This window comes from Proteus sp. PR00224 (genome assembly GCF_016238105.1).
Classification (GTDB): domain Bacteria; phylum Pseudomonadota; class Gammaproteobacteria; order Enterobacterales; family Enterobacteriaceae; genus Proteus.
The window spans coordinates 1-22,992 of record NZ_JAEHQU010000016.1 but is presented as its reverse complement, the minus strand read 5'-3'; the positions used below and the strand labels follow the sequence as shown (position 1 = coordinate 22,992).

45 protein-coding genes are annotated in these 22,992 nt (G+C 41.4%); 28 read left to right on the top strand and 17 right to left on the bottom strand.

Annotation, left to right across the window (positions count from 1 at the left end; genetic code table 11):
* Window positions 1-131 precede the first annotated feature (131 nt).
* The 17 genes from JEP71_RS17220 to JEP71_RS17145 form a co-directional block, all read right to left on the bottom strand.
* Window positions 132-449, bottom strand: a complete 318-nt coding sequence (locus JEP71_RS17220) for a hypothetical protein (RefSeq protein WP_198626668.1) — start codon at window positions 447-449, stop codon at window positions 132-134.
* Between the two features lie 2 nt (window positions 450-451).
* Window positions 452-1,123 (bottom strand): hypothetical protein, encoded by a 672-nt coding sequence (locus tag JEP71_RS17215; RefSeq protein ID WP_198626667.1) that lies wholly within the window; start codon window positions 1,121-1,123, stop codon window positions 452-454.
* 2 nt (window positions 1,124-1,125) lie between these two features.
* A complete protein-coding gene (locus tag JEP71_RS17210) occupies window positions 1,126-1,407 on the bottom strand; it encodes a hypothetical protein (protein ID WP_198626666.1) in 282 nt (93 codons plus the stop codon).
* Window positions 1,408-1,438: 31 nt separating this feature from the next.
* Complete coding sequence (locus tag JEP71_RS17205; protein WP_198626665.1) at window positions 1,439-1,657, bottom strand: hypothetical protein; 219 nt, start codon at window positions 1,655-1,657, stop codon at window positions 1,439-1,441.
* A 50-nt stretch (window positions 1,658-1,707) separates the two neighbouring features.
* Window positions 1,708-1,875, bottom strand: coding sequence for a hypothetical protein (locus JEP71_RS17200; RefSeq protein WP_198626664.1), 168 nt, complete (start codon window positions 1,873-1,875; stop codon window positions 1,708-1,710).
* A gap of 33 nt (window positions 1,876-1,908) precedes the next feature.
* Window positions 1,909-2,712 (bottom strand): recombination protein RecT, encoded by an 804-nt coding sequence (recT, locus tag JEP71_RS17195; protein ID WP_198626663.1) that lies wholly within the window; start codon window positions 2,710-2,712, stop codon window positions 1,909-1,911.
* Complete coding sequence (locus tag JEP71_RS17190) at window positions 2,705-3,523, bottom strand: PD-(D/E)XK nuclease-like domain-containing protein (RefSeq protein WP_198626662.1); 819 nt, start codon at window positions 3,521-3,523, stop codon at window positions 2,705-2,707. Before JEP71_RS17190 ends, recT begins: the two co-directional genes overlap by 8 nt.
* Window positions 3,520-3,774: a hypothetical protein gene (locus JEP71_RS17185; RefSeq protein WP_198626661.1), complete on the bottom strand. Its 255-nt coding sequence runs from the start codon at window positions 3,772-3,774 to the stop codon at window positions 3,520-3,522. Before JEP71_RS17185 ends, JEP71_RS17190 begins: the two co-directional genes overlap by 4 nt.
* The gene (locus JEP71_RS17180) at window positions 3,771-4,037 is read right to left on the bottom strand and encodes a hypothetical protein (RefSeq protein ID WP_198626660.1); all 267 of its coding nucleotides are present in this window, start codon (window positions 4,035-4,037) and stop codon (window positions 3,771-3,773) included. The genes JEP71_RS17185 and JEP71_RS17180 overlap by 4 nt, the downstream gene beginning before the upstream one ends.
* The gene (locus tag JEP71_RS17680) at window positions 4,028-4,162 is read right to left on the bottom strand and encodes a hypothetical protein (RefSeq protein ID WP_255310961.1); all 135 of its coding nucleotides are present in this window, start codon (window positions 4,160-4,162) and stop codon (window positions 4,028-4,030) included. Before JEP71_RS17680 ends, JEP71_RS17180 begins: the two co-directional genes overlap by 10 nt.
* Before the next feature lie 140 nt (window positions 4,163-4,302).
* Window positions 4,303-4,563 (bottom strand): hypothetical protein, encoded by a 261-nt coding sequence (locus JEP71_RS17175; protein ID WP_004247709.1) that lies wholly within the window; start codon window positions 4,561-4,563, stop codon window positions 4,303-4,305.
* Between the two features lie 62 nt (window positions 4,564-4,625).
* A complete protein-coding gene (locus tag JEP71_RS17170) occupies window positions 4,626-4,880 on the bottom strand; it encodes a hypothetical protein (protein ID WP_198626659.1) in 255 nt (84 codons plus the stop codon).
* Window position 4,881: 1 nt separating this feature from the next.
* A complete protein-coding gene (locus JEP71_RS17165) occupies window positions 4,882-5,112 on the bottom strand; it encodes a hypothetical protein (protein ID WP_198626671.1) in 231 nt (76 codons plus the stop codon).
* 36 nt (window positions 5,113-5,148) lie between these two features.
* Window positions 5,149-5,409 carry a hypothetical protein gene (locus JEP71_RS17160; protein WP_198626658.1) on the bottom strand — a complete coding sequence of 87 codons (261 nt, stop codon included), beginning with the start codon at window positions 5,407-5,409 and terminating at the stop codon, window positions 5,149-5,151.
* Window positions 5,410-5,429: 20 nt separating this feature from the next.
* Window positions 5,430-5,654, bottom strand: coding sequence for a hypothetical protein (locus tag JEP71_RS17155; protein ID WP_232797666.1), 225 nt, complete (start codon window positions 5,652-5,654; stop codon window positions 5,430-5,432).
* Window positions 5,655-6,168: 514 nt separating this feature from the next.
* Window positions 6,169-6,516, bottom strand: coding sequence for a Rap1a/Tai family immunity protein (locus JEP71_RS17150; protein WP_198626656.1), 348 nt, complete (start codon window positions 6,514-6,516; stop codon window positions 6,169-6,171).
* Window positions 6,517-6,541: 25 nt separating this feature from the next.
* Window positions 6,542-7,219 (bottom strand): LexA family protein, encoded by a 678-nt coding sequence (locus tag JEP71_RS17145; RefSeq protein WP_109391417.1) that lies wholly within the window; start codon window positions 7,217-7,219, stop codon window positions 6,542-6,544.
* Window positions 7,220-7,297: 78 nt separating this feature from the next.
* Here JEP71_RS17145 and JEP71_RS17140 point away from each other — a divergent pair, with 78 nt between their 5' ends.
* The 28 genes from JEP71_RS17140 to JEP71_RS17010 form a co-directional block, all read left to right on the top strand.
* Window positions 7,298-7,525: a helix-turn-helix domain-containing protein gene (locus JEP71_RS17140; RefSeq protein ID WP_109391285.1), complete on the top strand. Its 228-nt coding sequence runs from the start codon at window positions 7,298-7,300 to the stop codon at window positions 7,523-7,525.
* 130 nt (window positions 7,526-7,655) lie between these two features.
* Complete coding sequence (locus JEP71_RS17135; protein WP_198626655.1) at window positions 7,656-7,997, top strand: CII family transcriptional regulator; 342 nt, start codon at window positions 7,656-7,658, stop codon at window positions 7,995-7,997.
* Between the two features lie 135 nt (window positions 7,998-8,132).
* Window positions 8,133-9,041: a replication protein gene (locus tag JEP71_RS17130; RefSeq protein ID WP_198626654.1), complete on the top strand. Its 909-nt coding sequence runs from the start codon at window positions 8,133-8,135 to the stop codon at window positions 9,039-9,041.
* Window positions 9,038-9,712: a replication protein P gene (locus JEP71_RS17125; protein WP_198626653.1), complete on the top strand. Its 675-nt coding sequence runs from the start codon at window positions 9,038-9,040 to the stop codon at window positions 9,710-9,712. The genes JEP71_RS17130 and JEP71_RS17125 overlap by 4 nt, the downstream gene beginning before the upstream one ends.
* Window positions 9,713-9,800: 88 nt before the next feature.
* Window positions 9,801-9,935, top strand: coding sequence for a hypothetical protein (locus tag JEP71_RS17675; RefSeq protein ID WP_269836788.1), 135 nt, complete (start codon window positions 9,801-9,803; stop codon window positions 9,933-9,935).
* 182 nt (window positions 9,936-10,117) lie between these two features.
* Window positions 10,118-10,387 (top strand): DUF551 domain-containing protein, encoded by a 270-nt coding sequence (locus JEP71_RS17120; protein WP_198626652.1) that lies wholly within the window; start codon window positions 10,118-10,120, stop codon window positions 10,385-10,387.
* Complete coding sequence (locus JEP71_RS17115) at window positions 10,384-10,740, top strand: hypothetical protein (protein ID WP_198626651.1); 357 nt, start codon at window positions 10,384-10,386, stop codon at window positions 10,738-10,740. The genes JEP71_RS17120 and JEP71_RS17115 overlap by 4 nt, the downstream gene beginning before the upstream one ends.
* Before the next feature lie 20 nt (window positions 10,741-10,760).
* Window positions 10,761-10,904, top strand: a complete 144-nt coding sequence (locus tag JEP71_RS17110) for a hypothetical protein (protein ID WP_198626650.1) — start codon at window positions 10,761-10,763, stop codon at window positions 10,902-10,904.
* A 13-nt stretch (window positions 10,905-10,917) separates the two neighbouring features.
* A complete protein-coding gene (locus JEP71_RS17105; RefSeq protein WP_198626649.1) occupies window positions 10,918-11,361 on the top strand; it encodes a YbcN family protein in 444 nt (147 codons plus the stop codon).
* A gap of 166 nt (window positions 11,362-11,527) precedes the next feature.
* Window positions 11,528-11,845, top strand: a complete 318-nt coding sequence (locus JEP71_RS17100) for a hypothetical protein (RefSeq protein ID WP_198626648.1) — start codon at window positions 11,528-11,530, stop codon at window positions 11,843-11,845.
* 2 nt (window positions 11,846-11,847) lie between these two features.
* Window positions 11,848-12,297: a hypothetical protein gene (locus JEP71_RS17095; protein WP_198626647.1), complete on the top strand. Its 450-nt coding sequence runs from the start codon at window positions 11,848-11,850 to the stop codon at window positions 12,295-12,297.
* A 92-nt stretch (window positions 12,298-12,389) separates the two neighbouring features.
* Window positions 12,390-12,680: a DUF1364 domain-containing protein gene (locus JEP71_RS17090; protein ID WP_063108505.1), complete on the top strand. Its 291-nt coding sequence runs from the start codon at window positions 12,390-12,392 to the stop codon at window positions 12,678-12,680.
* Window positions 12,677-13,042 carry a RusA family crossover junction endodeoxyribonuclease gene (locus JEP71_RS17085; protein WP_198626646.1) on the top strand — a complete coding sequence of 122 codons (366 nt, stop codon included), beginning with the start codon at window positions 12,677-12,679 and terminating at the stop codon, window positions 13,040-13,042. The genes JEP71_RS17090 and JEP71_RS17085 overlap by 4 nt, the downstream gene beginning before the upstream one ends.
* Window positions 13,029-13,223, top strand: coding sequence for a hypothetical protein (locus tag JEP71_RS17080; protein ID WP_232797669.1), 195 nt, complete (start codon window positions 13,029-13,031; stop codon window positions 13,221-13,223). Before JEP71_RS17085 ends, JEP71_RS17080 begins: the two co-directional genes overlap by 14 nt.
* A complete protein-coding gene (locus tag JEP71_RS17075; protein ID WP_143475253.1) occupies window positions 13,220-13,723 on the top strand; it encodes an antiterminator Q family protein in 504 nt (167 codons plus the stop codon). The genes JEP71_RS17080 and JEP71_RS17075 overlap by 4 nt, the downstream gene beginning before the upstream one ends.
* 398 nt (window positions 13,724-14,121) lie before the next feature.
* Window positions 14,122-14,511, top strand: coding sequence for a putative holin (locus JEP71_RS17070; RefSeq protein WP_198626644.1), 390 nt, complete (start codon window positions 14,122-14,124; stop codon window positions 14,509-14,511).
* The gene (locus tag JEP71_RS17065; protein ID WP_049257602.1) at window positions 14,508-14,801 is read left to right on the top strand and encodes a phage holin family protein; all 294 of its coding nucleotides are present in this window, start codon (window positions 14,508-14,510) and stop codon (window positions 14,799-14,801) included. Before JEP71_RS17070 ends, JEP71_RS17065 begins: the two co-directional genes overlap by 4 nt.
* Window positions 14,788-15,120, top strand: coding sequence for a M15 family metallopeptidase (locus JEP71_RS17060; protein WP_049257603.1), 333 nt, complete (start codon window positions 14,788-14,790; stop codon window positions 15,118-15,120). The genes JEP71_RS17065 and JEP71_RS17060 overlap by 14 nt, the downstream gene beginning before the upstream one ends.
* A 1-nt stretch (window position 15,121) precedes the next feature.
* Window positions 15,122-15,598, top strand: coding sequence for a lysis protein (locus JEP71_RS17055; protein WP_232797665.1), 477 nt, complete (start codon window positions 15,122-15,124; stop codon window positions 15,596-15,598).
* Window positions 15,595-15,756, top strand: a complete 162-nt coding sequence (locus tag JEP71_RS17050; protein ID WP_198626643.1) for a hypothetical protein — start codon at window positions 15,595-15,597, stop codon at window positions 15,754-15,756. Before JEP71_RS17055 ends, JEP71_RS17050 begins: the two co-directional genes overlap by 4 nt.
* A gap of 233 nt (window positions 15,757-15,989) precedes the next feature.
* Entirely contained in the window at window positions 15,990-16,217 is a 228-nt protein-coding gene (locus JEP71_RS17045; protein WP_142836734.1) for a DUF2560 family protein, read from the top strand.
* Between the two features lie 54 nt (window positions 16,218-16,271).
* Window positions 16,272-16,763 carry a DNA-packaging protein gene (locus JEP71_RS17040; RefSeq protein WP_198626642.1) on the top strand — a complete coding sequence of 164 codons (492 nt, stop codon included), beginning with the start codon at window positions 16,272-16,274 and terminating at the stop codon, window positions 16,761-16,763.
* Complete coding sequence (locus tag JEP71_RS17035) at window positions 16,738-18,234, top strand: terminase large subunit domain-containing protein (RefSeq protein ID WP_442958818.1); 1,497 nt, start codon at window positions 16,738-16,740, stop codon at window positions 18,232-18,234. Before JEP71_RS17040 ends, JEP71_RS17035 begins: the two co-directional genes overlap by 26 nt.
* A gap of 2 nt (window positions 18,235-18,236) precedes the next feature.
* Window positions 18,237-20,327, top strand: a complete 2,091-nt coding sequence (locus JEP71_RS17030) for a portal protein (RefSeq protein WP_198626641.1) — start codon at window positions 18,237-18,239, stop codon at window positions 20,325-20,327.
* Window positions 20,328-20,341: 14 nt separating this feature from the next.
* Window positions 20,342-21,256, top strand: a complete 915-nt coding sequence (locus tag JEP71_RS17025; protein WP_198626640.1) for a scaffolding protein — start codon at window positions 20,342-20,344, stop codon at window positions 21,254-21,256.
* Window positions 21,256-22,539: a P22 phage major capsid protein family protein gene (locus tag JEP71_RS17020; RefSeq protein WP_198626639.1), complete on the top strand. Its 1,284-nt coding sequence runs from the start codon at window positions 21,256-21,258 to the stop codon at window positions 22,537-22,539. Before JEP71_RS17025 ends, JEP71_RS17020 begins: the two co-directional genes overlap by 1 nt.
* 51 nt (window positions 22,540-22,590) lie before the next feature.
* Window positions 22,591-22,791 carry a hypothetical protein gene (locus JEP71_RS17015; RefSeq protein ID WP_198626638.1) on the top strand — a complete coding sequence of 67 codons (201 nt, stop codon included), beginning with the start codon at window positions 22,591-22,593 and terminating at the stop codon, window positions 22,789-22,791.
* The coding region (locus JEP71_RS17010; RefSeq protein WP_198626637.1) for a hypothetical protein at window positions 22,788-22,992 on the top strand (205 nt) is incomplete at its 3' end. The genes JEP71_RS17015 and JEP71_RS17010, both read left to right, overlap by 4 nt.

Genomic DNA, 22,992 nt, shown 5'->3' with positions numbered 1-22,992 from the left:
TCCAGCGCGAGACAGCGCTAATCGTCCAGCGGATATTCCGTTGAACAAACTTAAATATATCATTTTGATTTCCTATAGATGTGCAGAACCCTGCATTAGCATGAGTAATACATATCCGATTATTTGTATGGTTATTTATCTAGGCGGTAGAGTGGAGTTACTTTAAGTGGCGAACCATGAGATTGAAAATGAATATCTATATTTTCAGATGCAACAGCATCGGTTGTGAATCGCATTTTATCATCCTGAAATACAGGATACATCCAACCAACAGGCTCCAAACCATTAATTAAACTCTCGCGTGATGCCTGCCAAGTAATCCACATGAGGTCAACGTATGGATAAGAATAATTTAATCCGTTATTTGCTGTTTCAAATGTATTCTCATCCACTTTGTCGCCCAAATGAAACTTAATAAACTCTTCAAACTGCTGTCTTGATTTATCCATTATTAAATCCTTTTAAACTCAATAACCCACACCCACGGATTAGACGACCAACTTCCATCTCCATATATTTCTTCCCATAAAGTAGGAAATTGATCGCTAGGTGTAATAGCCTTATCGGGAACTCCACCTCCACGCCCATACCAACAACCTTCAGATTTAGCATCATCGTTACTGATATCATTCAGTCGCTCAACACGAACATCAGTGATTTCTAACGTAATGCGTGAAGCCCAGCGAGGCATGTGTATAGATGGTTTCCAACAAGAACGACCATCAATACAACCATCATCGTCACTCCATGTGAAATCACCATCAGCAGAGTAAATGACATGTCCAGTGTAATAACCATGGCCATACGGCATTTCATGTACAGCTTTAGTTGGCCTATCAGGAACATAATCAATCATCAACCCATCATCATCAAATTCATGACTGACTACACTCCACGTTTCACGAACATAAAGACGATCGCCAACTTTACCAAGGGGACATAAATTATATTTTGGAGCATCCAATACATGCGTAGTTGTGCCACTTCTTGTTTTGGTCGGTTTTTTTAGCCACATTCCATTATCAGGCATTACATTTTTAACGATGCGCCGTGTTTGAGTTTTACGCCCATCTAAAATGGCGCGCACCATTTCAGCATTAAAAATAATTCCACGCTCTTTCATATTCACTCCACCTTATTTGCTGAGAACACTGGATCATATTCACACTCAACTTCAAACGTGCCAAGATATTGGTCGTCAATCCACAACATGAATAACAATGGCCATCTATCTTCCCATCCGTCACAATCAGCGTGATAATATTCCGCACATGCTTCAATGCATGAATCTAGGTCATCATCAGCACTGAAGTTATGATCATCTGGTAATTCATATCGGAGGTTGTTAGTAATTTTTGATGGGTTTTCGTCTTTACTGCCTGCTATATAAAATTGAACTATTGCCATTATTCATTCCTCTGCATTGCATCCCTGCGAGTTAATCATCTATAACAGAACCAAGGCTTCTCTGGCACTCACCGCAAAAAGCCGTCTTTTTAGACTTCAACCTAACCCCATCCCACAGGTGAGTGTTATCTGCATCATCACCATTAAAACCATAAAAATAACTAGTGCTACCCGATGCTGTATGAATTACATAGAATGAATAATCATTACCGCAATGAGGGCATGACATAACGCCACTTTTTAATTTCATATCTATCTCCTGTTTGCATCCTTGCACTGATTAATGGTTATATCCTTTGGTTATTGGCTATCGATGAAGCATTGCTCGCAACAATAAACAGTATCGCCACCAACAAAAACTTTATCGTCATCTAGTATTTCCACATCACAATGATCACAGTATGAGCAATCTTCCTTTTGTTCTTCTGTTAAAACTCTGTCCTTATATGGACTGTCACATAAAGCCATGGTATTTCTCCTTTGGTTAAACGGGTAGGGTGGTTAGGCGCTTTGGCTAACCTCTTCAAACTCACCTTCAAATACAGATGAGTTTTCCTGATCGACATTAGCCTCTGCTTTTTCATCAAGAATGACTGCTTTTTGCACTTCAATAGAGACGGGTAGGTATTTAAATAAACGACGGATAACGGTTTTCTTCGCCATTTCTTCCCAGTGAGAAACCCAAGGACCATTTTGTCCTGCTTTACTTGATGCTCTAACTTTCTCAATTTGGTTATTTGTCATAACTTCAAACTGGACACCGCCATCTTTCAACCTTGCGACAGCATAAACATGAGTAATTGGCGAATCCTCATTTTCACCAGGCACATGCGTTAAGTCTTCATTAAGTCCATACTCAAAACGGAAACTATCTCCCTGCCTTACTGTTCTAGCTGAAATACTTACTATCTGCCCTGAACGTCGAGCTAAATCAATCATTCCACGGTAGCCGATGATTAGTTGCACATTCGATTGACCTGACGTTGCTTTACCATTGCCGAATGGGAGTAGGTAAGCATGACCTAAGGCATTGCCCGGCTCCAATCCCAGCTGTGAACACTGCACAACAGCACCGATAAAACTCTGCATGTCACAATTTGCAAGTGCTGGAGTTTTGCGAATCTCCGTTGTTACAATTCGTATCATGCGGTCTGGTGTCATGTGACGAGGAAGGGCGGCTGCTAACTGCGTCTTCATGCTTGGTTGGTTAATGAAGTGAATTAGTTGCTGGTCCTTTGTTTTGGTCTTTACCTCTGTACCTTGAGTTTTTTGCAAGTCAGCTTGAGCTAATGGTGGGTTACTCATTCCTTAATTCCTTAGCCCAATAGGGCAGTGATAATGTGCGTATGCCTGCCCATTCATCCATTTTTAGGCATTCTGCATACGTTCTTAAATTTTGTTTGTAGGTTGTTCGACCGATGTCTTTTGCTTGTTGGTCTAAATTGAAAACTCTAATGGGATATCGACCGCAATTGATTGTTGTGCTTACAACGAGAAAGACAAAGACAGGTGTTTCACCAGTTAATGATTTATACCCGTCAGAATAAAATGAGTCCTGTACGTGGTATCGATATTCGTACATGGAACGATCGAACCGTTGAATGTCAGCAGAACTTTTTACATCAACAATCCAATGGTGATCTTGAATGAGTTTATCTGGCCTACAACGACAAAGAATATCCGTATCTTCATCGCTCCAATAGATGCTACTTTCAGCTACTCCTTTAGCCTCTAAGCACCATCTTGCGATAGGGTGCGCCATTGCACTATCTCTCATGAGCATTAAATTCCTGTTATCGTCATAAGTAATAGGTGTGATGCCTTCCTTTTCACACATTTCGAGAAATTCCTTTTCCTCTTGCTTTCCTGCGTTGGTTCTTCGATTTACATCAGGTCCTATCTTGTACCGCTTACTATACTCATCTGGCTCTAACAAAAGACAGTGAATAGCAGTCCCGAAATCCAATGCCTTTATTTTTTCTTCATCAACAGGAGCTTCCTTGCTCCAAATATATTCGGCTGGCATTTCACTTATTAAATCCAACTGAGATTTACTGATCCCTAATCCATGGTGATAGTCCTCATTTGAAATATCGTAATAGATACCGGGCTTCATCCTAAAACCTCCTTATCTATCCCTATCTGTATTGCTGTTCTAATTCCATCTAAAACTGCGTCAAGTGCCTGAGGGCTAATTTCAAATACAGGATTTAACTTCCTTGCTAAATCCATGCACAGTAGTTCTTCTGGTAGGCTATCCATAACCTCATCAACTGATATTTTCTCTTCCTGAGAATTAACAAACACCTGTTTTTCCATTTGGCGTTCGTACCAGTCGTTTCTTAGTCCGTAGGTGCTGGTAATCACGCAACCCTCCTTAGCTTAGAAACTCTCAATATCCTGTTAATAAAGGCTTCCTTGCCTATCGCATTGATAATCCTTTCAAGCGATTCATCGTCACAATCGAGCACATATTCCATTGCCTCAACCGGGTCAATCTCCGTTAGCTTGGCCAACTCAGCGAAACTTCCTGTCTCAATACTAAGCTTGCCACTTTCGTCAAATTCCATGACTGTCTTGCCGTCCGTGTTAACCCTCACTCCTTGAGCATTTTTGAAGGCTATTTGCATAAACCCTCCTGATAGCTTTCTTTGAGTAATTCCATTGCTAACCACCAGATATCCTCACATTTCTGGCGAATAGCTACCTGCGCCTGAGCTTGCGCCAGACGGAAAATATCTTGGTTAATTTTCATAATTTACCTTGCGATAATTAGACTTAATGAAATGACTGCGAATAGAAGTAGGGCGCTGAATATAGTGTCTATGTTCATGCGAAATTCTCACTATTTAGATAGCGATTGTTATTTGGTTTCTCTGGTGTTGGTGCGGTGGGTTAGATTCCGAGGCTTTTTGCTAACTCAACAGCCTTAAGTAGACCGCCTCGCTTGACGCTGCGCTTGTGCTGATATTTGTTTGTTGTTGGATAAAATAGAACCTTTCCTTTCTTTGTTTGAAAGTGAATAGTTCCACTTGAATCTCTGGTGTACGGAATATCTATATCCTTTAGTTGCTCCGTATTATTTTTTAGTCGCTCCAATTTTCGCTCTTTTACCATCTCCTTGTATGCGCGAAAATCATCTCCTACATCACCCATAATTAACTCCTTATGTGCGTATTCCTCACTATTAATAGCGATATGAATGATTAAGTGATGGGTTACTGCTGACCGAGGGCTTTTGCGATTGCTAAATCAGCTTTATCGTGATGTGCAACTAATTTACGAATCTCAATCAGTGCCTCCAATAACTCTGGCGCGGCTTTGATTAAAAGCATGTCGTAATGATCAACGTTCAATCCAAGATTTGCAATTTCATTATCATTTTCATCTTCTAAAGTGGCAGTGTGTATGCATCCATCCCGATCTGGTCGCTCTACTACATACCATGGTGCAGGAGTACCTTTAAATTCCATATCACCCTCTAGCCTTTAACATTGCATCTGCCATGACATAGGCTTGTTTTGCATACAAATCAAAATCTCCTTTGCATTCTTCAAATACAACAGAGCCATTTAATGAGTTAATGATTGCTGGCATACATTTAGCAGCGAAATAGTCTCGCAACGTCATACCTTCCTGCGCTACAAATTGTATATCTTGATGCCATCTCGCTGGAAAAGCCGCCCCACCTGTTTTATCTGTCATACTCCCTCCGTTATTAACTAAGCACGATGCTAGCAATCAAACAAGACCATCGATAACTTTCTCAACTACAGCTACTGCTTCTTGTAGTTTTTGCAGACGAGTTATAAATACTTCACGCTGAGACTTAACGGCATCAATGAGAAACTCTTGGTCTGCAAACGCTCTGTAAGAAGTGTTGTTATTTGCGCAAACCACCCAAGTAATTGATGTTTCATTGTTAAGATTAAGCATATTATCAGCCTGCCGTATGGCGCACTCTGTTTTTTCAATTTCATCTAATAAACTTTTAATTTCCATCTCTATCTCCTATCTATTAATCAACGTGCCGTCACCCCGAACTCACTGCTCGGATTGTTTTTCAGTTTTAATGCTTTGCGTGCATCTGGTGCTGACTTGAGACTTAACACCAAACTTGCCAGTACATCCGTTTCATCGATTGGCTTAATGATTGAATCCCATATTTCCTCAGTAGTGCGACCGCGATTAGCTTCTTCTAAAGCTTTACGCGCCATTAATTCACCTCTGGCTGCATAACGGCGCATCTTTGAATTTGTCTTACCAGTGCGCGGTAAGTAAGTAATTTGAGCCATAATTTACCCTCGGTTAGTAAGTATTGGTGATTGGCGGTAGGTGCTGATCTCCTACATGGATGAAATTAGTCATCTCTATGGTGTGTCCTAGCCACGTTTCTTTTGCGTCATCTCACCTTAACTAACTGGGCAAAATCCAAGTCGCATCAGCCTGCGCATTCACCAATCCCAATACTCACTTGGAGTTTTGAAACTTTCCCACAATGGCGGGAGTTAATTTGTAAAAGAGCGAACATCCTGTTTATCTATGGCTCCTTGCCTTCGATGAGTTATATATTGAACCAATAGTTCACATAAATCAAGAACCAAAAGTACAATATTTTATTAATATAATGTACTTTTAGTATATTTGTTTGTTTTTTAAGAATAATTTTTTTAAAAGAATGTAATGATTTTAAGTGATGAGGTGTTTTTTATGCATAAATAATGAAAAACCCACAAGGTGGGCTTTTTATTGTGACATTATTTATTTCTTACAGGGGAATCTTTCTGACAATGATTGAATAACCAAGTCGGATGCCTTTTCATTGCGCTTTTCAGGATGATATCTTAAATAAATAGTCACTATATCAGTTACCTGTTTGTACTCCAGATTACTTTTTGGGCAAAAATAGATACCAATGCCAGAATCAAAAACACCAGCAACATAACCTAAAAAAGTAGATGAATCTATAACCTGTTGAATAGATAGAACTTCTCCATTATTTGATTTGTCCAATGATGCTGTATATGAATCTAACTTATTCCCATCAAGGAAATATGCATTAGCGTAAATTGGTATAGTTATTAAAAAAGGTAATAAGTATTTTGCCATTACTGCACCTTATTATTTTCATAAATTAGACAAATCGCATCATCATTTGAACTACAACGCCAATAATCTTACAGTTACCATTTATAGTAATTGCAGGATAAGCAGGGTTTAGCGCTTTAAGATATTTAGCTCCATCCAAGACAAGTTTTTTGAATGTTGCTTCATTCGTATCAGTAAGCTTAGCTATTACCAAACTTCCATTTATAGGTTCTCTTCCTGTATCAACTAGAACCAATGATCCTTCAGGAATACTGATGCCCGTTGGCGCTGTCATTGAGTCTCCCTCAACCTTAAGCCAAAATGCAGATCCCTGAACAGCAACTTCAGACTCATACCACTCATCGATCTCACTAAGTGTATATGGCTCACAGGCTTCAGTCCAATTACCAGCCTGAACAAAGCTAATTACAGGGTATTTAGGGGCTGGTCTATAAGGTCTTGGATTACTAACATTTGAATTATTTACATTCTCCTGGCCGTGTTGCAACCAGACTATATCCACTGAAAGTAATTTAGCTAACTTATTCATCACCTCCTGTCTTGGTAGTGATTCAGCATTAAACCATTTACTAACAGCCTTGGTTGTTACGCCAAGTTTATTAGCTATTTCTGTCGCTTTGCCATGGTCATCAAAACCAGCATCTCTTGAAGCCTGCGCAAGCCTCTTGGCAAATAGTTCACGCACGTTATTAATTTGTACCATACGTTCAATAATAAACATCTTGAAAGGAACTGTCAGTTCAACTAATATATGTACCGAAAGTTCATTAAGGAGACTTCTATGCACGATTTAAGGGAGCCAATTAAACAGATTGGCGTTGCAGAAGTAGCAAAGGCATGCGGAGTAAGTGAGCGAGCTGTTTATAAATGGATTGATAACGGTTTTTTACCAAAAACAGAGTTCTTTGGAAAAACGAATTATGCAAAAACAATCCAAACCCTATCCAAAGGGAAAATAAAAGCTGAAGACTTACTGGCAATTAGCCAAAAAAAATTACTTGCTGCTTAGTTTCACCCGCTCTTTTAACAATCTAGGTTCCGCCACTGTGGAACATATCAATACCAGCTCATATGGAATGAGCCACGGATCATTACTGCTGTTCCCAATATGGGAAGTAATCTAAGAAGGAATTTAACAAATGGAACTATCAAACGAACGCAAATTTCGAGAAATCGAATCAAAAATCATGAAAGGGATACTTGTTACTGGCGCTAGAGAAGTAGCGAAAAGAACGGGCATTCACGAATCACAAATATCTCGCTGGCAATCTCAACAATCTAAAACGCAATTAAGCTTCATACAACGTTGTGCAAGGCTTTTAGTTGCTATTGGGTATGAGGCACCAGATGACACAGTGATATTGCAAGGTGATGAGGCTAGGGCATTAATTCAGATGCTTGAACATGTCAAAGCACCAAAAAGAAAAGCCTCAACCACTGCGAATGGTGAGGCTTCTCAACAAATGGACTTAACCATTTAGACTAACAAATACACTGTATCAATAACCAGTATTAAAGGGAAGCTGATTTTGAGCTTTCCTTTTGCTGATACAGCTAATTAATGGAGTAATTATATATGAATTCTGTTTACTTAACAAACAGATATGGAGGTCATCATGAATACAGCGGAGATATATAAATTCCCTGTTGAACCGGAGAAACCACGCATGGCAGAACTGGAAGATGGCTATACAAAACTCGCTAATGAGTTGCTGGAGTCTCTTTCATGTTGTGATCTCACAGTAAGGCAACTTAGGGTTATGCTGGCTTTAATCAGAAAGACATACGGATTTGCTAAGAAAAATGACCGAATTGCAGATTCTCAATTAGCTGAGATAACAGGACTGTCGAGACAAAATGTTAATAGGGCTAAAAAAGAATTAATTTCAATGAATTACATTATAAAGGATGGTAATAAAATTGGAGTTAATAAAGAGATTTCAGCATGGAAAAATCAATCTAGAGACACTGTCTCTAACTTGAAGACTAAAAAAGTCTCTAACTTAGAGACAAGCGGTGTCTCTAGCTTGGAGACACACAAAAGAAATACTTTAAAGAAAAAAGAAATAACTAATATATCGTCCGAGAATTCTAACGAATCCTCTGACAGACCATCTGAAAAAGTTTTAGCCGTTAAGCCTGATGCGGTTGTTAGCTCACCCAAAGGTAACAAGTGGGGAAATGCTGATGACCTGAAAGCTGCTCAATGGATTTACTCGCAAGTCCTGATAGTTAGCCCATCGACTAAAGAGCCTAACTGGTCAACATGGGCTAACGATATTCGCCTGATGAGACAGCTAGACGGACATGCACACCAAGATATTTGCAGAATGTTTAAATGGGCTAATCGTGACTCGTTCTGGTGTAGCAACGTGTTATCTCCCGCAAAACTACGTGAGAAGTGGGACACTCTGGTTATCCAAAGTCAGCAACCTAATCGTAAACCAGCAATTAGTAACCAAATCTCACAGAAGCCCAAGATAGACTTTGATGACACAAAATGGATGGAGGGAGTTGATATATGAAATCACTTGTTACTGCCATTCAGCAACGGGATGGTAGAGCATTACAGGCAATGAGCAATTCAGCGCCATTACAGCAAACACAGCCAGTCAGAGAGCATACCGCGCAAGTATTCAATGAGTTATTCAAGCAACTTCGAGCAACATTCCCAGCGTCAATGGCAAACTTCAAAGATCAGGAGGATTTAAACGAGTTTAAACGCCAGTGGACAAAAGCATTTGCTGAAAACAATATTCGAACGATAGACCAAATAAACGCAGGGATGAAAATTGCCAGACAACAAGAGAACCCATTTCTTCCCGCTCCAGGTCAGTTTATTCAATGGTGTAAACAAGGTGAATCTCTAGCGGTTGGATTGCCTAATGAGGATCAGCTTTACGAACTCTATCGAGAATACTGCAAAATGCGTGGATGGCGTGAAATGAAATGGCCATCAAACGCTTGCTACTGGATGGTTACCAAAATTTACTCTGAGATGCGAAGTAAAAGCCTAACTGATAGCGAGGTTAAAAAGCTTTGCGCCAAAGAGTTACGGATCATGACGGCAAGAATTAAATCAGGTGAAAACATTCCAGCACCAGTGCTTCAAGTCGAACACAAAGTCACACCAACAAGCCGCAATAAATCACTATCAATAATCGCTAATTTGAAGCAAAAGCACGGCTTCAGATAACACGCAAGAGGATTTTTAGATGAGCATAATTTTTCACAAAAATAGAAACTGGCTGCAAACTCCACAGATTACAGCTCATGGATTGCTAATGGATAGCAAGCGCAGATCCCTTTCAATGCCTGAGGAAAAACGCCTTGCTCGTAAAATTCGCAGTTGTTATCCAAGAGGGAAAACATACAACAACTTAGAGCGAATTGAATATTTCAGTAAGCGAGATTATTAGATGAAAGGAACTAATTATAAAGATCTCCTATGGGCTTATGCCGACGAGGCTACCTTCAGGAAAAGAAAATACATAAAGAACTGCAAAGACTATAACCGAAGGTTCTTCAAAAATTACCGAAGCGAAAAAGTGCTTAAGCGACTGCTTCAACTTGAACTGAAAAGAATAATTGGAGACATCTAATGCAGGGAACTAATTGGGTTAAGGTGAGTGATTCACTACCTGAAATCAATACGTCAGTATTCGCAGGCTGGTTTAGCAAATATGACGGTAGATTTATTTACCATAAATTTACCCGAACGCAGGAGCAAGGTGAGGACGGATGGATTTGGTTATGGTCAAAAAGTACAGATCAATTCATCAGCGAAGACGATTTTTCCGAACAGGATGACGATTATCAAATAACTCACTGGATGCCTTTGCCACTCCCACCAATGCCAGAGGGTGAATGATGAAGTATTACAAACAATATCCAGTTACGCTTAAGCACTTTCTTCACAGGCCAGTTTGGGCGACAGTAGCAGGTTATGACTTTAATTTCATTGATTGCATGGCGCATACAGTTGATGCATACGCTGAATACATGAAAACTCGTAATTGGTTATTTTGGCTAGATAGTGAAATTAGAGAGCTACCAATAACTATTTTGATGCTGTCTTTTATGTTGTTTATTGCGCTATCAACTCCATTTCTTTATCCACTTTACAGCGTAGCAACTTACATAAATTGTAAGCGTAGTAGGAAAAAAGAAATCACAGAAATTGTCGATTCGAACCTATCAAGGTGGCTACACGATTTTGAATAAATTGAACAGGAGAGCTAACAGTGAGTGATAAGTTAAAGTGTCGTCGTTGCCGTAAAGTTTCAGAGATGAAGGAGCTTAAGAAAGTACAGAAAAATGACTGTGTTGTTTTAGTGTGTCCTTACTGTGATTGCAGAAACTTCAACAATGTGTTTCTGGAAAAATGATTAGGAGGCTGACTTGGAAGCAGATTTTCTCTTCCACGAATCAACCAAAGCCGCAGCATGGCAACACCTCAAAGAAGTTCTAGCAACAAACCAACCACACCGGATCATTATCAAGCCTTGGAAAAACAAGCGTTCACTATCTCAGAATTCCACTTTCCATATGTGGTGCGGAGAGATAAGTAAATATCTATGCAAGAACAAGTCTAATTACACGCCTGAAACCGTCAAGGAAATGCTTAAGCATACATTCCTAGGTTACGAGGTGGTCGATATGGTTGACGTTACTACACAGCTTACAGAGCGCGTAAGGTCACTTCGAAAAACATCAAAACTTGATACAGGTGAAATGTTCCACTTCATGGAGCAGGTTGAACGCTGGGCGGTAGGTATAGGTTGTTTCGTGACGATACCGAAAGAATCACAGTATATGAAACTCAAGGAGCAACAAGAGAGATGAACAGTATATCAAAAATGGCGATCGTTATGGCGTCACTAGCATCACAGAACGCCTTGTGGGCTATCAATCGTAATAGCTACTGGTGCAGCCACCACACATCAACTAATCGAATCACAGGTCACGCAAAGATAAACAGAGAAGCCAAGAAGCGGAGGGCGAGAAAATAATGGCTAAGAGAAATAACGCACTAGAGAGCATGAAAAAGTGGATGGAAGTCATTCCTCAATGTTTGCAAACAGAAAGTCAGAAAACCTTTGAAGATGAAGTCGTTAGTCTTGAGTTGGAAATGACTAAAAAGAAGTTTGTGAAAAGAGGTTTTCTACCTCCTGAATTTAAAAGTGAAAGTGAAAAGCGTAGCTGGTTAGAGGCAGTGGTTGAACTGGATCGCATCGATAAAAAATTAAATCGAGCGCAAAAACAGGTAGAGCGTTTAGAAGAAAGTCGCCGTGAGCATATTAACCGCCATAACTTAAACAGGAAGTGATTATGACCGAAGAACAATACAGGACTTATGCGCGAGTGATAGTGGTTGGTCGTGAATATATCTCATTTAATCACAACACTATTTCATCTGTTACGGGATTAACGCCCGCAAGAGCAGGAACGATTCTGAGAAAGTTACTTGCATTCCAGTGTGTAGAGCATGTTGAAACGAAGAGCCGTAAACGCACTCGCCCAATCAATAACTACGCAGTAACAGATGATGCAATTACTCGGCTAAGAAATCAGTTTGAAAAAGCGCGATTGGCTAACCTTCCGCTCTTCCCAAAAGCAAAGAAAGTTGAAGCAAAGAAACCTAGAAAAGTGCTGGATGATTTTATGTGTGGATTGTCATTTGTCGATAAGGCAAACACGGCAGGTATGGGTAATCCGATGCTGATGAAAATAGACTCGTTACTCAAAGGGGTTCGCAATGAACTGCATGTCATGCGATAGACCGCTAACAGATGAAGAAATTTATGTGTGTGCTCAGTGTGCTGATGAATACGCTCATTTGGAAGTGATGGATAAAATCAAAGGAGAGGGAGATGGCGAACTTACGCAAAGAAGCTCGAGGTCGTGAATGCCAAATTAGAATACCTGGAGTGTGTAACGGCAATTCTGAAACTGTCGTCTTAGCTCATTATCGAATGTCTGGCATTTGTGGTACCGGAATAAAACCTAATGATATTTTTGGTGCTTGGGCATGTAGTGCTTGTCACGATGAATCAGATAGACGTACTCACTACGTCGATGCTGAATACGCAAAGCAATGTCATTTAGAAGGCGTTATTCGTACTCAGGATATTCTCATCAAGGAGGGTAAGATTAAGGTATGAACGAGTATCACTTAAAATTGCCGTGGCCACCGAGCAATAATACGTACTGGAGGCATTGTAGAGGACGCCATTATATCTCATCCAAAGGCACTAACTATCGAAAGCAAGTAACAGATTACATCAAGCAACATAACCTAGACGTCAAAACCACTTCCCGCATCAAAATAGTCATCACAGCAAATCCCCCAGATAAACGACAAAGAGACCTCGATAACTTGCCAAAAGCAGTTTTCGATTCGTTAACTCATGCCGAATTTTGGGGAGATGATAGCCAGATTGATGATATGCGGATCCGTCGAGGTGAAAAGGTTACTCATGGCTCATTAGATATCATGATATGGGAGATAGATGATGCTCACTGACTTAATCGCAGCTATTGAAGAAGCCAGATATTTAAAATCCAAATCAGGCGGTCGAGTTAACTTCTGTGTAATGCAGATTATGAACTATATGGAAGTAGTCAGCGGGCTGATGGATGGAGTCAGGGTTTTATATACAACTGCGAATGATGATTATCACACAGTATTACCGGAGGCGAGATGAGCTATATCGGAGAGAAAGAATTAACGGATGAGCAATTTCGCTGGCTAGATGGATGGTTAAATCTGTGGGGAGCGTGGGTATATTCTGGTCGTATCGATATTCGCATGATCAACATGATTTATAAATTCATGCAAACAGTAGAGCCAAGTAAAAACCCATCAAGACCTATGTGCAATGATGATGAAGGAATGTTGATTTCTCAGGTCGTAGATTCAGTCATCGCCACTGACACACAGGCTTATGGAATATTACTAAGTTATTACGCTCATGGTTCATCTAAGTTGTCGATTGCATCTTACTATCACCGAGTTGCAAAACCACGCAAAATGAATACAAGGTCAGGAGGGAAGCTAAAGAAACCTGCGTTAATTACATTAAGGCGAGAAGTTGACGAAAAGCTCAAGGCCGCACAGTGGTTATTGTACGAACCTCTGCGAAATGCAATGAATAATCGTAAACGTGTAGCTAAAGTTAAAAATATTGCTGAACTTTGCTATTGACATAAATGAGCAAATGAGCAACAATTATAAGGTAAGTTGCTTTACGTGACTCTTAAGTTTACTTACCTCATTCAAGACCTCGCTTCGGCGGGGTTTTTTGTTACAGAAACAGTGCCCCTCATAACCTCTACGTAGAACGGAGAAATCTGGTTTGCGATACGTTTGGGGCTTTCTATTTTAATTTCCCCGAATTCGAGGGAATAAGTTTTTGATATTTATCCAGAGTGCTTATTTGCATTGTGGTAATCCAACCATCCGGAATTACCGGATAGTTCACATTCAGAAGATCGCTTAGGCGGTCTTTTTTCGTATATGCCGACCACAGAATCAATCACAACACCTCGCGTTCACACAAGAGCTGTGAGTCGGCGTTCTATTAATTAATCAGGACTACATATATGCAAGAGCCGTTAACAGGCACAGCAACCGCCTCGTTAGCGGGTGTCTCTATTGTAGGTCTCTATTCAGGTATGGACGCAGGTGTTGTTATCGGTGCGTTCGCAGGGGCGGTGATATTTGTATTGTCTGCTCATGATATCCGTCTGTTAAAGCGATGGGCGTATTTCACAGTTGCATTTGCGATTGGGATATTAGGCGCTGATTTCATGTCATCACTACTGAGTGGCATTGTCGGAAATAGAGAGGTCGATCGCTCTGTTGGTGCCATGTTCTCATCGGCTGGTTTGGTTGGTGTGTTAGTAACGATATCTAAACCTGGTGCGCTCACGGACAGTATCAACAACGTTATTAACAACCTGATAGATAAATTCAGAGGAGGTGGAAGATGACCATCTCAATGTTTTGGATTTACATCAACTTTTTCTCATGTCTACTTGCTGTTATTCGACTCATTAACTATGACCGCAACGGTGCTAAATATAAATTTATCCCGTCATTTATAGCGTGGGTACTCATTATTCTACTAGGTTCGATTCCGTTACGAATATTAACGAATGACTACACGCATGCAGATCCATTTGAAGTCGGAATCAATATCACACTATGCGCGCTAATAATTCTTAGTCGTGGGAATGTGATGCAAATATTTAGAGGGGTTAGTAAAAATGACACTCGGTGAGAAACAACGCAAGTTCACTCGCATGATTGCGGACTTAATTATTTTTGCCTACGACAACGGATATGAGCTGACATTCTCGGAAGCATACCGAACACCAGAGCAAGCACAGTTAAATGCTAAATCAGGTTCGGGTATTAAAAACAGCTTACATACACAACGCCTAGCTGTGGATTTCAACCTATTTAAAGACGGTAAATATCTAACGGCATCAAGTGACCATAAATTACTTGGTGAATATTGGGAATCTATCGGCGGTACGTGGGGCGGTCGATTCAATGACGGCAATCACTACTCGTTAGAGCACAATGGCGTTAAGTGATATGAAAGCGATCATCTGGAAAGGTTTCTCTTGGGTGATGGAGAATATGACTGTTGTTGGGATGGTTATTTTTGTTGTCATGTTTCTTACTGAAAGTATAAAAAATACTGCTCTGGAACATGATAATAAATCACTCACTGAGCAACTCTCACAACAAGTCGAAATCAACAAAGACTATCAAGCCCGTATCACTCGATTAAATCAACTCGATATTCGACATTCACAGGAGTTAGCCAGTGCAAAGAATGAAATCAACACTCTTCGTGATGCTGTTAACTCTGGTAACAAGCGGGTGTACGTCAAAGCTGAATGTCCAGCAGTCAACAAGAATTCCACCGAAAGCGGAAGCGATGAAGCCACCGCACGACTTAACAAAACAGTTGAACAAGATTATTTACGTCTCAGAGAAATGATAGTCGAAAACGAACAGCAAACTTTGTATTTGCAGGATTACATTAGAACGGAGTGTTTACGATGAACGAAGATAAAGATGCTTTAGCGGCTAAAATTTTAGGGTTTATGAGACAGCACGACCCAATTGAATATTCTTATGACGAAATGGGTTCTAAATATGCACATGTATTCTCTGAAAAGCTAGCCGAGCACCTGTTGCAAGAAAGCAATACGGGAAATTGAACAACAACGAGCTTCGCAATAGCGGGGCTTTTTAATGGAGAAATATCATGGCAGTAGAAGGTTCAGAGAATCCAGTTAAATTCCGTGAAGAATTGGATAAAAGCATTCCCAAAGAATAACCCCGACAAGGTAACAGGAGGTGATCCTTCTTGCTGACGGGTAAGCCGTAAGTGACCAAAGTAACGTAGTGATACGTGATGATGGTTGCGATTAACTTCACACAGGAACATCAAATGACAGAAATTACAGCACAGAATCAAATGCGTTTAGAGCTATTGCGTTTGGTTGGCAATGATACCGCAGCGGCTCAAGCAGCTATCGAGTTCGTAAAAGATGACGCACTCAAGTTTGAGTTATTCAAAGACGCATACAAAACATGCCAGACAGAAGCTCAGTTTGTAGCGCGAGCACAGAAAGCCGCCCGTGATGCTCAGCAAGCACTAGATTTATTTGCACAGTAGTTAATTACACAGCTCATTTACGAGTGGGCTGGATAATTGATTAAAGGGGGATATATGGCCGCACCAAAAGGAAATAGATTCTGGGAGGCTAGAAGTAGTCACGGAAGAAAGCCCATATTCGAATCGCCTGATGATTTATGGAGTGCTTGCTGTGAATATTTTGAGTGGGTTGAAGAGAATCCACTGTATGAAACTAAGGCGTTTGCATTCCAAGGGGTGGTGACTAAAGAGACCTTGCCTAAAATGCGAGCTATGACGCTATCAGGGCTTTGTTTGTTTATTGATATACACGAAGATACATGGCGACTATATCGCGCTAAGGAAGATTTTATCGAGGTCACTACGCGAGCTGAGAAAGTTATCTACGATCAGAAGTTCTCAGGCGCTGCCGCTGACTTACTGAATGCAAATATTATTGCTCGTGATTTAGGTCTCAAAGACAGACAAGAGGTCGAGGATGTAACTCCAGATAAGGGAGACCGTGACAAGCGACGCTCTCGAATTAAGGAGTTATTCAACCGTGGAAAATCTGGATCAGATACTTGATAACTTGAATGACGATGAGCAATTCGAGTTACTTGAGTTATTGGAAGAAGAGGAAGAGTACAGAAAAACGCATCGTTTATTTGAATACTCTCCCTATGACAAGCAAAGAGAATTTATTAATGCTGGCAGTGATTACTTCGAGCGCTGCTTTATGGCGGGTAACCAGCTGGGTAAATCATATACAGGTGGCGCCGAGGTTGCATTCCACTTAACTGGAAGATATCCGGGCACTAAAGGCTATCCCGAAGATGGCGCATGGAAAGGAGAATGGAAAGGTAAGCGGTTCCTTGAGCCTAATGTATGGTGGGTTGGTGGTGAGACCAACGAAACAGTAACCAAAACAACTCAGCGTATCTTATGTGGTCGAGTAGAGGAAGCAGGTGAGATAGGTTACGGCTCAATTCCAAAAGAAGATGTTATTAGTTGGAAAAAATCACCGTTTTACCCAAATCTTGTAGATCACATACTTATCCGACACCGCAATGCTGAAGGCGTGGAAGATGGGATGTCAATCTGCTACTTCAAACCTTACTCGCAAGGGCGCGCTAGGTGGCAGGGTGACACAATACATGGCGTGTGGTTCGATGAAGAGCCGCCATATTCAATCTATTCTGAAGGCTTAACTCGTACCAACAAATATGGTCAGTTTTCCATTCTAACATTCACCCCGTTAATGGGTATGTCTACGGTAGTAGAGAAGTTTCTCAAGAATCCATCTAAAGCCCAGAAAGTAGTCAATATGACTATCTATGATGCTGATCACTACACCGAAGAAGAGAAAGAGCGAATTGTCGCTTCATATCCAGAGCATGAAAGAGAAGCACGTGCTCGTGGTATCCCAACAATGGGTAGTGGCAGGATTTACCAAATACCTGAAGAGTCTATTAAGTGTCATCCTTTCGAATGTCCTGAGCACTTTTACATTATCGATGGTCAGGATTTCGGCTGGAATCACCCGCAGGCTCATATCCAGTTGTGGTGGGATAAAGATGAGGATGTTTTTTATCTTGCTAGAGTGTGGAAGAAGTCGGAAAACACGGCAGTCCAAGCATGGGGTGCTGTTAAATCATGGGCAAAAAAAGCCCCCGTGGCTTGGCCTCATGATGGTCATCAGCATGAAAAGGGTGGTGGCGAGCAACTTAAAACTCAGTATGTAGATGCTGGTTTCTTGATGTTGAAGGAGCATGCAACATTTGCAGAGGGTGGCAACTCAGTTGAGTCAGGCATTAATGAGTTACGTGATCTGATGCTTGATAACCGATTCCGTGTATTTAATACCTGCGAGCCATTCTTTGAAGAGTTCAGGCTATATCACCGTGATGAAAACGGGAAGATAGTCAAAACAAACGACGACGTGCTTGATGCTGTTCGCTACGCCTACATGATGAGGCGCTTCGCTAAGCAGTTGCGTGATATCAAAAAGTCTAAAGAAAAGAGAATTCCAGCCCCAATTAGACCTATTAGGAGATAGAGATGGTCGATAGAAACGAGCGGCTTGAGAAAATACTTCGCAAATTCGACCTCGATTACTCTGCATCTGAAAATGCCAGAACGGAGGCGAGAAACGATTTATTCTTTAGTCGCGTTAGCCAGTGGGATGATTGGCTTGAAAGCTACGTCACATTGCAATATCGAGGTCAGTTTGACGTAGTGCGCCCAATGGTTCGTAAGCTCGTTGCTGAGATGCGTAAGAATCCTATTGAGGTTCAGTACAGACCAAAGGATAACGCTCCAGCCGATGCCGCTGATATTCTCATGGGCATGTATCGAACCGACATGCGAAACAATAGTTCAAAGATTGCCGTTAACGTGGCAGTAAGAGAGCAAATAGAATGTGGTTACGGTGCTTGGCGACTCGTTACTGAGTATGAGGACGATAACCCAACTAGCAATAATCAGATTATCCGACGTGTTCCAATGCATGAGTCTTGCACTCACGTTATTTGGGACTGTAACGCCAAGGCAATGGATAAGTCTGACGCGAAGAATTGCACGATAATTCACGCGATGAATGTTAATGGGTGGGAGTTATTCGCTGAGCAGTACGGGTTAGATCCTGACATTCAACCATCATTCCAGTCACCTAATAACGACTTACTTTTCACCTGGTCGAATGGAAAGACAATTCATATTGCTGAGTATTACGAGGTAGAGGAAAAGAAAGAGTTAGTATTTGTCTATCGTGATCCGCTAACTAATGACCTTCAAACATATTCAGCAAAGGAAGCGAAAGAAAAGATTGATGAGCTGGCTAATACTGGTTATGAAAAAGTAGGCGAGCGTAAAGTTAAAAAGCGTAGAGTCTATAAGTCAATCATCACTAGCACAGGTATTCTGAAAGATAGAATGCCGATAGCTGGCGAGCATATTCCAATTGTTCCTGTGTATGGTGAGTGGTCATTCTTTGATGATAATGAACTGTATGAAGGAGTTGTCAGATTATCAAAGGATGCTCAACGACTGCGTAACTTCATCTTATCCAAGTCTGCTGACACCGCTGCTAAGTCACCTAAGAAGAAGCCTTTCTTTTTCCCTGAGCAAATAGCAGGGTATGAACACATGTTTAGTGGTGAGGATGACTATCCCTACTATCTACTCAACCGTACTGATGAGAACAATGCTGATCTTCCCCCTTCACCTGTTGCTTATATGGAGAATGCCGAGGTTTCACAAGCAGACGCACTACTCCTAGAGGTTGCAACCGAAGCTGCTAAGTCAACAGCTCGTGTCGGTGTTGATACTGAGGCGGCTAATGGGCAAGTAGCGTTTGATACTGTCAATCAGCTTAATAGCCGCATCGACCTAGAAACCTATGTATTTCAGGATAACTTAGCTATCGCAATGCGCCGTGATGGTGAAATTTATGCATCAATTGCAGCTGAGATATACGACACAAATCGAACAGTAACAACAACCGCCGAGGATGGAGGTGAGAGTCAGATTGAGCTAATGCAGGAAGAGTTAGACTTCCGCAAAGGTGAAATGATTGTTCGCAATGATATCCGAGGCAAGTACGAAACATTTACTGATGTAGGACCATCTTTCCAATCACAAAAAGATGCTGCTAGAGCTGAGATAGGCGAGCTTATCACCAAGGTTCCAGTAGAGCATCCAATGTGGAATGTCATGATGCTGACATATGCAAATATGATGGAAGGCAAGGGCGTTGAATACATCAGAGATTACGCCAACAAGGAATTGATTGTTAATGGCTTGAAGAAACCAGAGACCGAGGAAGAGCAACAATGGTTGATGGAAGCTCAGCAAGCAGCACAAAGCAATCAAGATCCAATGATGGTAGCAGCACAAGCCGAGCAGAAGAAAGCGGAAGCCGAGCTGGTTAACGCACAGAATCGCATGGCTGAAACGCAAATCAAAGCATTTACCGCTCAGAATAATGCACTTGAATCACAGGCTAATACTACATTGACCTTAGCTAAGGCTGAGGACTTGAAGCAAGGCGCAGTGATGCAAGCAATTAAACTTCTGAACGAGGTTGCACAACAGCAACAACAAAATATTCCTACCGACAATAACGTCGAGAAAAATCCTCAAACCATGTAAGAGAGTTAAATATCATGAGCACAACCACCGAAATTCAGAATAAATCTGAAGAATTAATCCTGTCTGGCGATCAGGCGGCGGCATCCGCAGATGGCTCAGTTATCGATAATGCCAACGGTAACGCAGGACAAGAAGAAGGCTTCGATATTGTACTGAAAGACGATGAGATCACACAGGAAGGAAAGCCCAATAACAACGCTGTTCAAGCGGCAAAGCGTATCGCTCGCAAACGCCAGAAAGAAATAGAACAGCAGGTTAAAGCTATTGAAAACGGCGAGCTTCCAGAACACTTGCGTGTAAAACCTGAACTTCCTGCAATGCCTAAATTAGATGATTATTTGTCTGATGAGGCGTTAGGAAAATATGACTACGACACACACAAAGCAAACGCAGCATTCCAAGCTGATTTATTGCAGTGGCAAAACAAAGCTTTGGATGCAAGAAGTAAAGCGGTGGCTGATCAGGGGCGTAAAACTCAGGAATATACACAGCAAGGTCAACAAGTAGCTAATGCAATCAAGGCGCACTATGATGCGGCTGAGAAGTTAAACCTGCCTGATTATCAGGAAAAAGAAGATTCTGCATTGCAAGTATTACCGCAAGGTGTCTATGAAGCAATTGCTCAAAACTTCCCAGATAAATCAGCCGCAATCATTTATTACTTGGGTGCAAACCCAGAAAAAGCCAAAGATTTATTTAGCAAAAACCCAGTCCAAACAACTATTGAGCTAACTCGATTAGCTGATCGTTTAACTCTCAAGCCTCGCGGATCACAACGTTCATCTGCACCTCCTGCTGACGAACCTATTAGTGGTGATGTTACAGCGGCAAATGTCTCGGCATTACAAAAGCAAATGGATGATGCAGCAAGTAAAGGTGATGTACAAAAGTACCGCGCTATCAAGGCTAAATTACAAGGAATAAAATAATGGCTTTAAATGAAGGTCAAATCATCACCTATATGGTGGATGAAGTAGTAAACACTATCGAAAATAACTGCCCGATGGCTCAGCGTGTAGGTAAATACACACCTCCAGCTGGTGATATGCAACGCTCACAAAATACAGTCTGGATGCCAGTAGAGCAAGAAGCACCGACTCAACAAGGTTGGGATTTAACCAATAAAGCGACAGGCATCTTGGAGCTTTCTGTTAAATGTAACATGGGCGTTCCTGATAATGACTTCTTTGGTTTGCGTGCCGATGATGTGCGCGATGAAACCTCATTGCGTCGTCGCATTCGTGCATCTGGGTTAAAGTTGGCTAATAACGTTGAGACTTCAATTGCTAAGCAAGCAGCAGACACGGCATCTTTAGTTATTGCTGATGCAGGTGATCTTTCAAATGGCGCAGATTCTTGGGGTTTTGTGTCTCAGGCCGAATCTCTTATCTTCTCTCGTGAGTTAAACCGCAATGAAGGGTTGAGTTACTTCTTTAACCCTGACGATTACCTAAAAGCTGGTTATAACTTGGTTGGTAAAGATTTATATGGACGAATTCAAGAGGAAGCGTACAAATCAGGAACCATTCAAAAGCAAGTTGCAGGTTTTGAAGATGTTCTTCGCTCACCTAAACTTCCAACGCTAAAAGCGGCTACTGCGACAGGTGTTACTGTTGATGGCGCACAGAAGTTTAAGCCTGAAGCGTGGAAGGAAGATGTTGATGGTAACCGCGAGAACGTTGATAACCGCACAGCAGTAGTTAAAGTTAGCGATGGTTCTGCATTTAAGCGCGGCGACAAGATCAGCTTTGCCGGTGTTAAGTTTATCTCACAGATGGCAAAAGATTTACTCACTCAGGACGCAACGTTTGCGGTTGTTGGTGTTGAGGGTAACAACATCACTATCATGCCGAAACCTATCGCTCTGGATGATGTGACTCTGAAACCGGAAGAGCGTGCATATGCCAACGTTAACACCTCACTGGCGGCAGGGGCTGCAATCAGTGTCATTAACGTGAAAACTGCCAAGACAAATATCTTCTGGGCTGATGACTCAATCACTCTGCTGTCACAGCCGATCCCTCTTAATCATGCGCTGTTCAGTGGAATGAAAACTGAGTCATTCAGCATCCCATCTGTCGGTCTAAATGGCGTTGTTGCATATCAGGGGGATATTTCTACCCTCGAAGGTAAATGTCGTATTGCCGTGTGGTACTCAGCATGTACCAAACGACCTGAAGCAGTTGGTGTTGGGCTGACAGGTCAAAAATAAACCCTCGTTGTTATTCGGGAGCTTCGGCTCCCTTTTTTATTGGAGATACCCATGCTCGTTAAAAAGCAATTGCCTTCCTTGCCAGCTACTTATATTCAGGCGGGTAGTTTCCGTAGCGATAAGGATAAAGAAGGATACGCCAGTCAAATTTTTATTGATGGTGAAGCATTTAATTTGGCTGATGGCGAGTTGGTGTATTTACTGACTGATAATGGGGTAATTATTGATTCGGTAATGGGGGTAAAAAAATGAAAACGATGCTTTATAAAGCTAATGGTGATGTGAAAATTTGGGGGATGAATCTTCAAATTATTACTGTCAACGATGATGAACTTGAAAGTTATTTGAAAGATGGCTGGCATAAAAACCCAAATGATACACAAATCCTGCCAGAGCCAGAGCCAGAGCCAGAGCCAGAGCCAGAGCCAGAGCCAGAGCCAGAGCCAGAGCCAG

Coding starts and splice junctions, on each gene's coding strand:
- JEP71_RS17030 (WP_198626641.1), top strand. CDS start 18,237: ATGGTCGATAGAAACGAGCGGCTTGAGAAAATACTTCGCAAATTCGAC.
- JEP71_RS17180 (WP_198626660.1), bottom strand. CDS start 4,037: ATGCAAATAGCCTTCAAAAATGCTCAAGGAGTGAGGGTTAACACGGAC.
- JEP71_RS17140 (WP_109391285.1), top strand. CDS start 7,298: ATGCACGATTTAAGGGAGCCAATTAAACAGATTGGCGTTGCAGAAGTA.
- JEP71_RS17125 (WP_198626653.1), top strand. CDS start 9,038: ATGAAATCACTTGTTACTGCCATTCAGCAACGGGATGGTAGAGCATTA.
- JEP71_RS17045 (WP_142836734.1), top strand. CDS start 15,990: ATGACAGAAATTACAGCACAGAATCAAATGCGTTTAGAGCTATTGCGT.
- JEP71_RS17170 (WP_198626659.1), bottom strand. CDS start 4,880: ATGGAATTTAAAGGTACTCCTGCACCATGGTATGTAGTAGAGCGACCA.
- JEP71_RS17675 (WP_269836788.1), top strand. CDS start 9,801: ATGGATAGCAAGCGCAGATCCCTTTCAATGCCTGAGGAAAAACGCCTT.
- JEP71_RS17210 (WP_198626666.1), bottom strand. CDS start 1,407: ATGGCAATAGTTCAATTTTATATAGCAGGCAGTAAAGACGAAAACCCA.
- JEP71_RS17050 (WP_198626643.1), top strand. CDS start 15,595: ATGAACGAAGATAAAGATGCTTTAGCGGCTAAAATTTTAGGGTTTATG.
- JEP71_RS17200 (WP_198626664.1), bottom strand. CDS start 1,875: ATGGCTTTATGTGACAGTCCATATAAGGACAGAGTTTTAACAGAAGAA.
- JEP71_RS17085 (WP_198626646.1), top strand. CDS start 12,677: ATGAACGAGTATCACTTAAAATTGCCGTGGCCACCGAGCAATAATACG.
- JEP71_RS17040 (WP_198626642.1), top strand. CDS start 16,272: ATGGCCGCACCAAAAGGAAATAGATTCTGGGAGGCTAGAAGTAGTCAC.
- JEP71_RS17015 (WP_198626638.1), top strand. CDS start 22,591: ATGCTCGTTAAAAAGCAATTGCCTTCCTTGCCAGCTACTTATATTCAG.
- JEP71_RS17680 (WP_255310961.1), bottom strand. CDS start 4,162: ATGAAAATTAACCAAGATATTTTCCGTCTGGCGCAAGCTCAGGCGCAG.
- JEP71_RS17100 (WP_198626648.1), top strand. CDS start 11,528: ATGGCTAAGAGAAATAACGCACTAGAGAGCATGAAAAAGTGGATGGAA.
- JEP71_RS17055 (WP_232797665.1), top strand. CDS start 15,122: ATGAAAGCGATCATCTGGAAAGGTTTCTCTTGGGTGATGGAGAATATG.
- JEP71_RS17150 (WP_198626656.1), bottom strand. CDS start 6,516: ATGGCAAAATACTTATTACCTTTTTTAATAACTATACCAATTTACGCT.
- JEP71_RS17130 (WP_198626654.1), top strand. CDS start 8,133: ATGAATACAGCGGAGATATATAAATTCCCTGTTGAACCGGAGAAACCA.
- JEP71_RS17215 (WP_198626667.1), bottom strand. CDS start 1,123: ATGAAAGAGCGTGGAATTATTTTTAATGCTGAAATGGTGCGCGCCATT.
- JEP71_RS17220 (WP_198626668.1), bottom strand. CDS start 449: ATGGATAAATCAAGACAGCAGTTTGAAGAGTTTATTAAGTTTCATTTG.
- recT (WP_198626663.1), bottom strand. CDS start 2,712: ATGAGTAACCCACCATTAGCTCAAGCTGACTTGCAAAAAACTCAAGGT.
- JEP71_RS17115 (WP_198626651.1), top strand. CDS start 10,384: ATGATGAAGTATTACAAACAATATCCAGTTACGCTTAAGCACTTTCTT.
- JEP71_RS17025 (WP_198626640.1), top strand. CDS start 20,342: ATGAGCACAACCACCGAAATTCAGAATAAATCTGAAGAATTAATCCTG.
- JEP71_RS17070 (WP_198626644.1), top strand. CDS start 14,122: ATGCAAGAGCCGTTAACAGGCACAGCAACCGCCTCGTTAGCGGGTGTC.
- JEP71_RS17095 (WP_198626647.1), top strand. CDS start 11,848: ATGACCGAAGAACAATACAGGACTTATGCGCGAGTGATAGTGGTTGGT.
- JEP71_RS17160 (WP_198626658.1), bottom strand. CDS start 5,409: ATGGAAATTAAAAGTTTATTAGATGAAATTGAAAAAACAGAGTGCGCC.
- JEP71_RS17120 (WP_198626652.1), top strand. CDS start 10,118: ATGCAGGGAACTAATTGGGTTAAGGTGAGTGATTCACTACCTGAAATC.
- JEP71_RS17020 (WP_198626639.1), top strand. CDS start 21,256: ATGGCTTTAAATGAAGGTCAAATCATCACCTATATGGTGGATGAAGTA.
- JEP71_RS17165 (WP_198626671.1), bottom strand. CDS start 5,112: ATGACAGATAAAACAGGTGGGGCGGCTTTTCCAGCGAGATGGCATCAA.
- JEP71_RS17155 (WP_232797666.1), bottom strand. CDS start 5,654: ATGCGCCGTTATGCAGCCAGAGGTGAATTAATGGCGCGTAAAGCTTTA.
- JEP71_RS17175 (WP_004247709.1), bottom strand. CDS start 4,563: ATGGGTGATGTAGGAGATGATTTTCGCGCATACAAGGAGATGGTAAAA.
- JEP71_RS17135 (WP_198626655.1), top strand. CDS start 7,656: ATGGAACTATCAAACGAACGCAAATTTCGAGAAATCGAATCAAAAATC.
- JEP71_RS17080 (WP_232797669.1), top strand. CDS start 13,029: ATGATGCTCACTGACTTAATCGCAGCTATTGAAGAAGCCAGATATTTA.
- JEP71_RS17190 (WP_198626662.1), bottom strand. CDS start 3,523: ATGAAGCCCGGTATCTATTACGATATTTCAAATGAGGACTATCACCAT.
- JEP71_RS17060 (WP_049257603.1), top strand. CDS start 14,788: ATGACACTCGGTGAGAAACAACGCAAGTTCACTCGCATGATTGCGGAC.
- JEP71_RS17075 (WP_143475253.1), top strand. CDS start 13,220: ATGAGCTATATCGGAGAGAAAGAATTAACGGATGAGCAATTTCGCTGG.
- JEP71_RS17205 (WP_198626665.1), bottom strand. CDS start 1,657: ATGAAATTAAAAAGTGGCGTTATGTCATGCCCTCATTGCGGTAATGAT.
- JEP71_RS17065 (WP_049257602.1), top strand. CDS start 14,508: ATGACCATCTCAATGTTTTGGATTTACATCAACTTTTTCTCATGTCTA.
- JEP71_RS17145 (WP_109391417.1), bottom strand. CDS start 7,219: ATGGTACAAATTAATAACGTGCGTGAACTATTTGCCAAGAGGCTTGCG.
- JEP71_RS17090 (WP_063108505.1), top strand. CDS start 12,390: ATGGCGAACTTACGCAAAGAAGCTCGAGGTCGTGAATGCCAAATTAGA.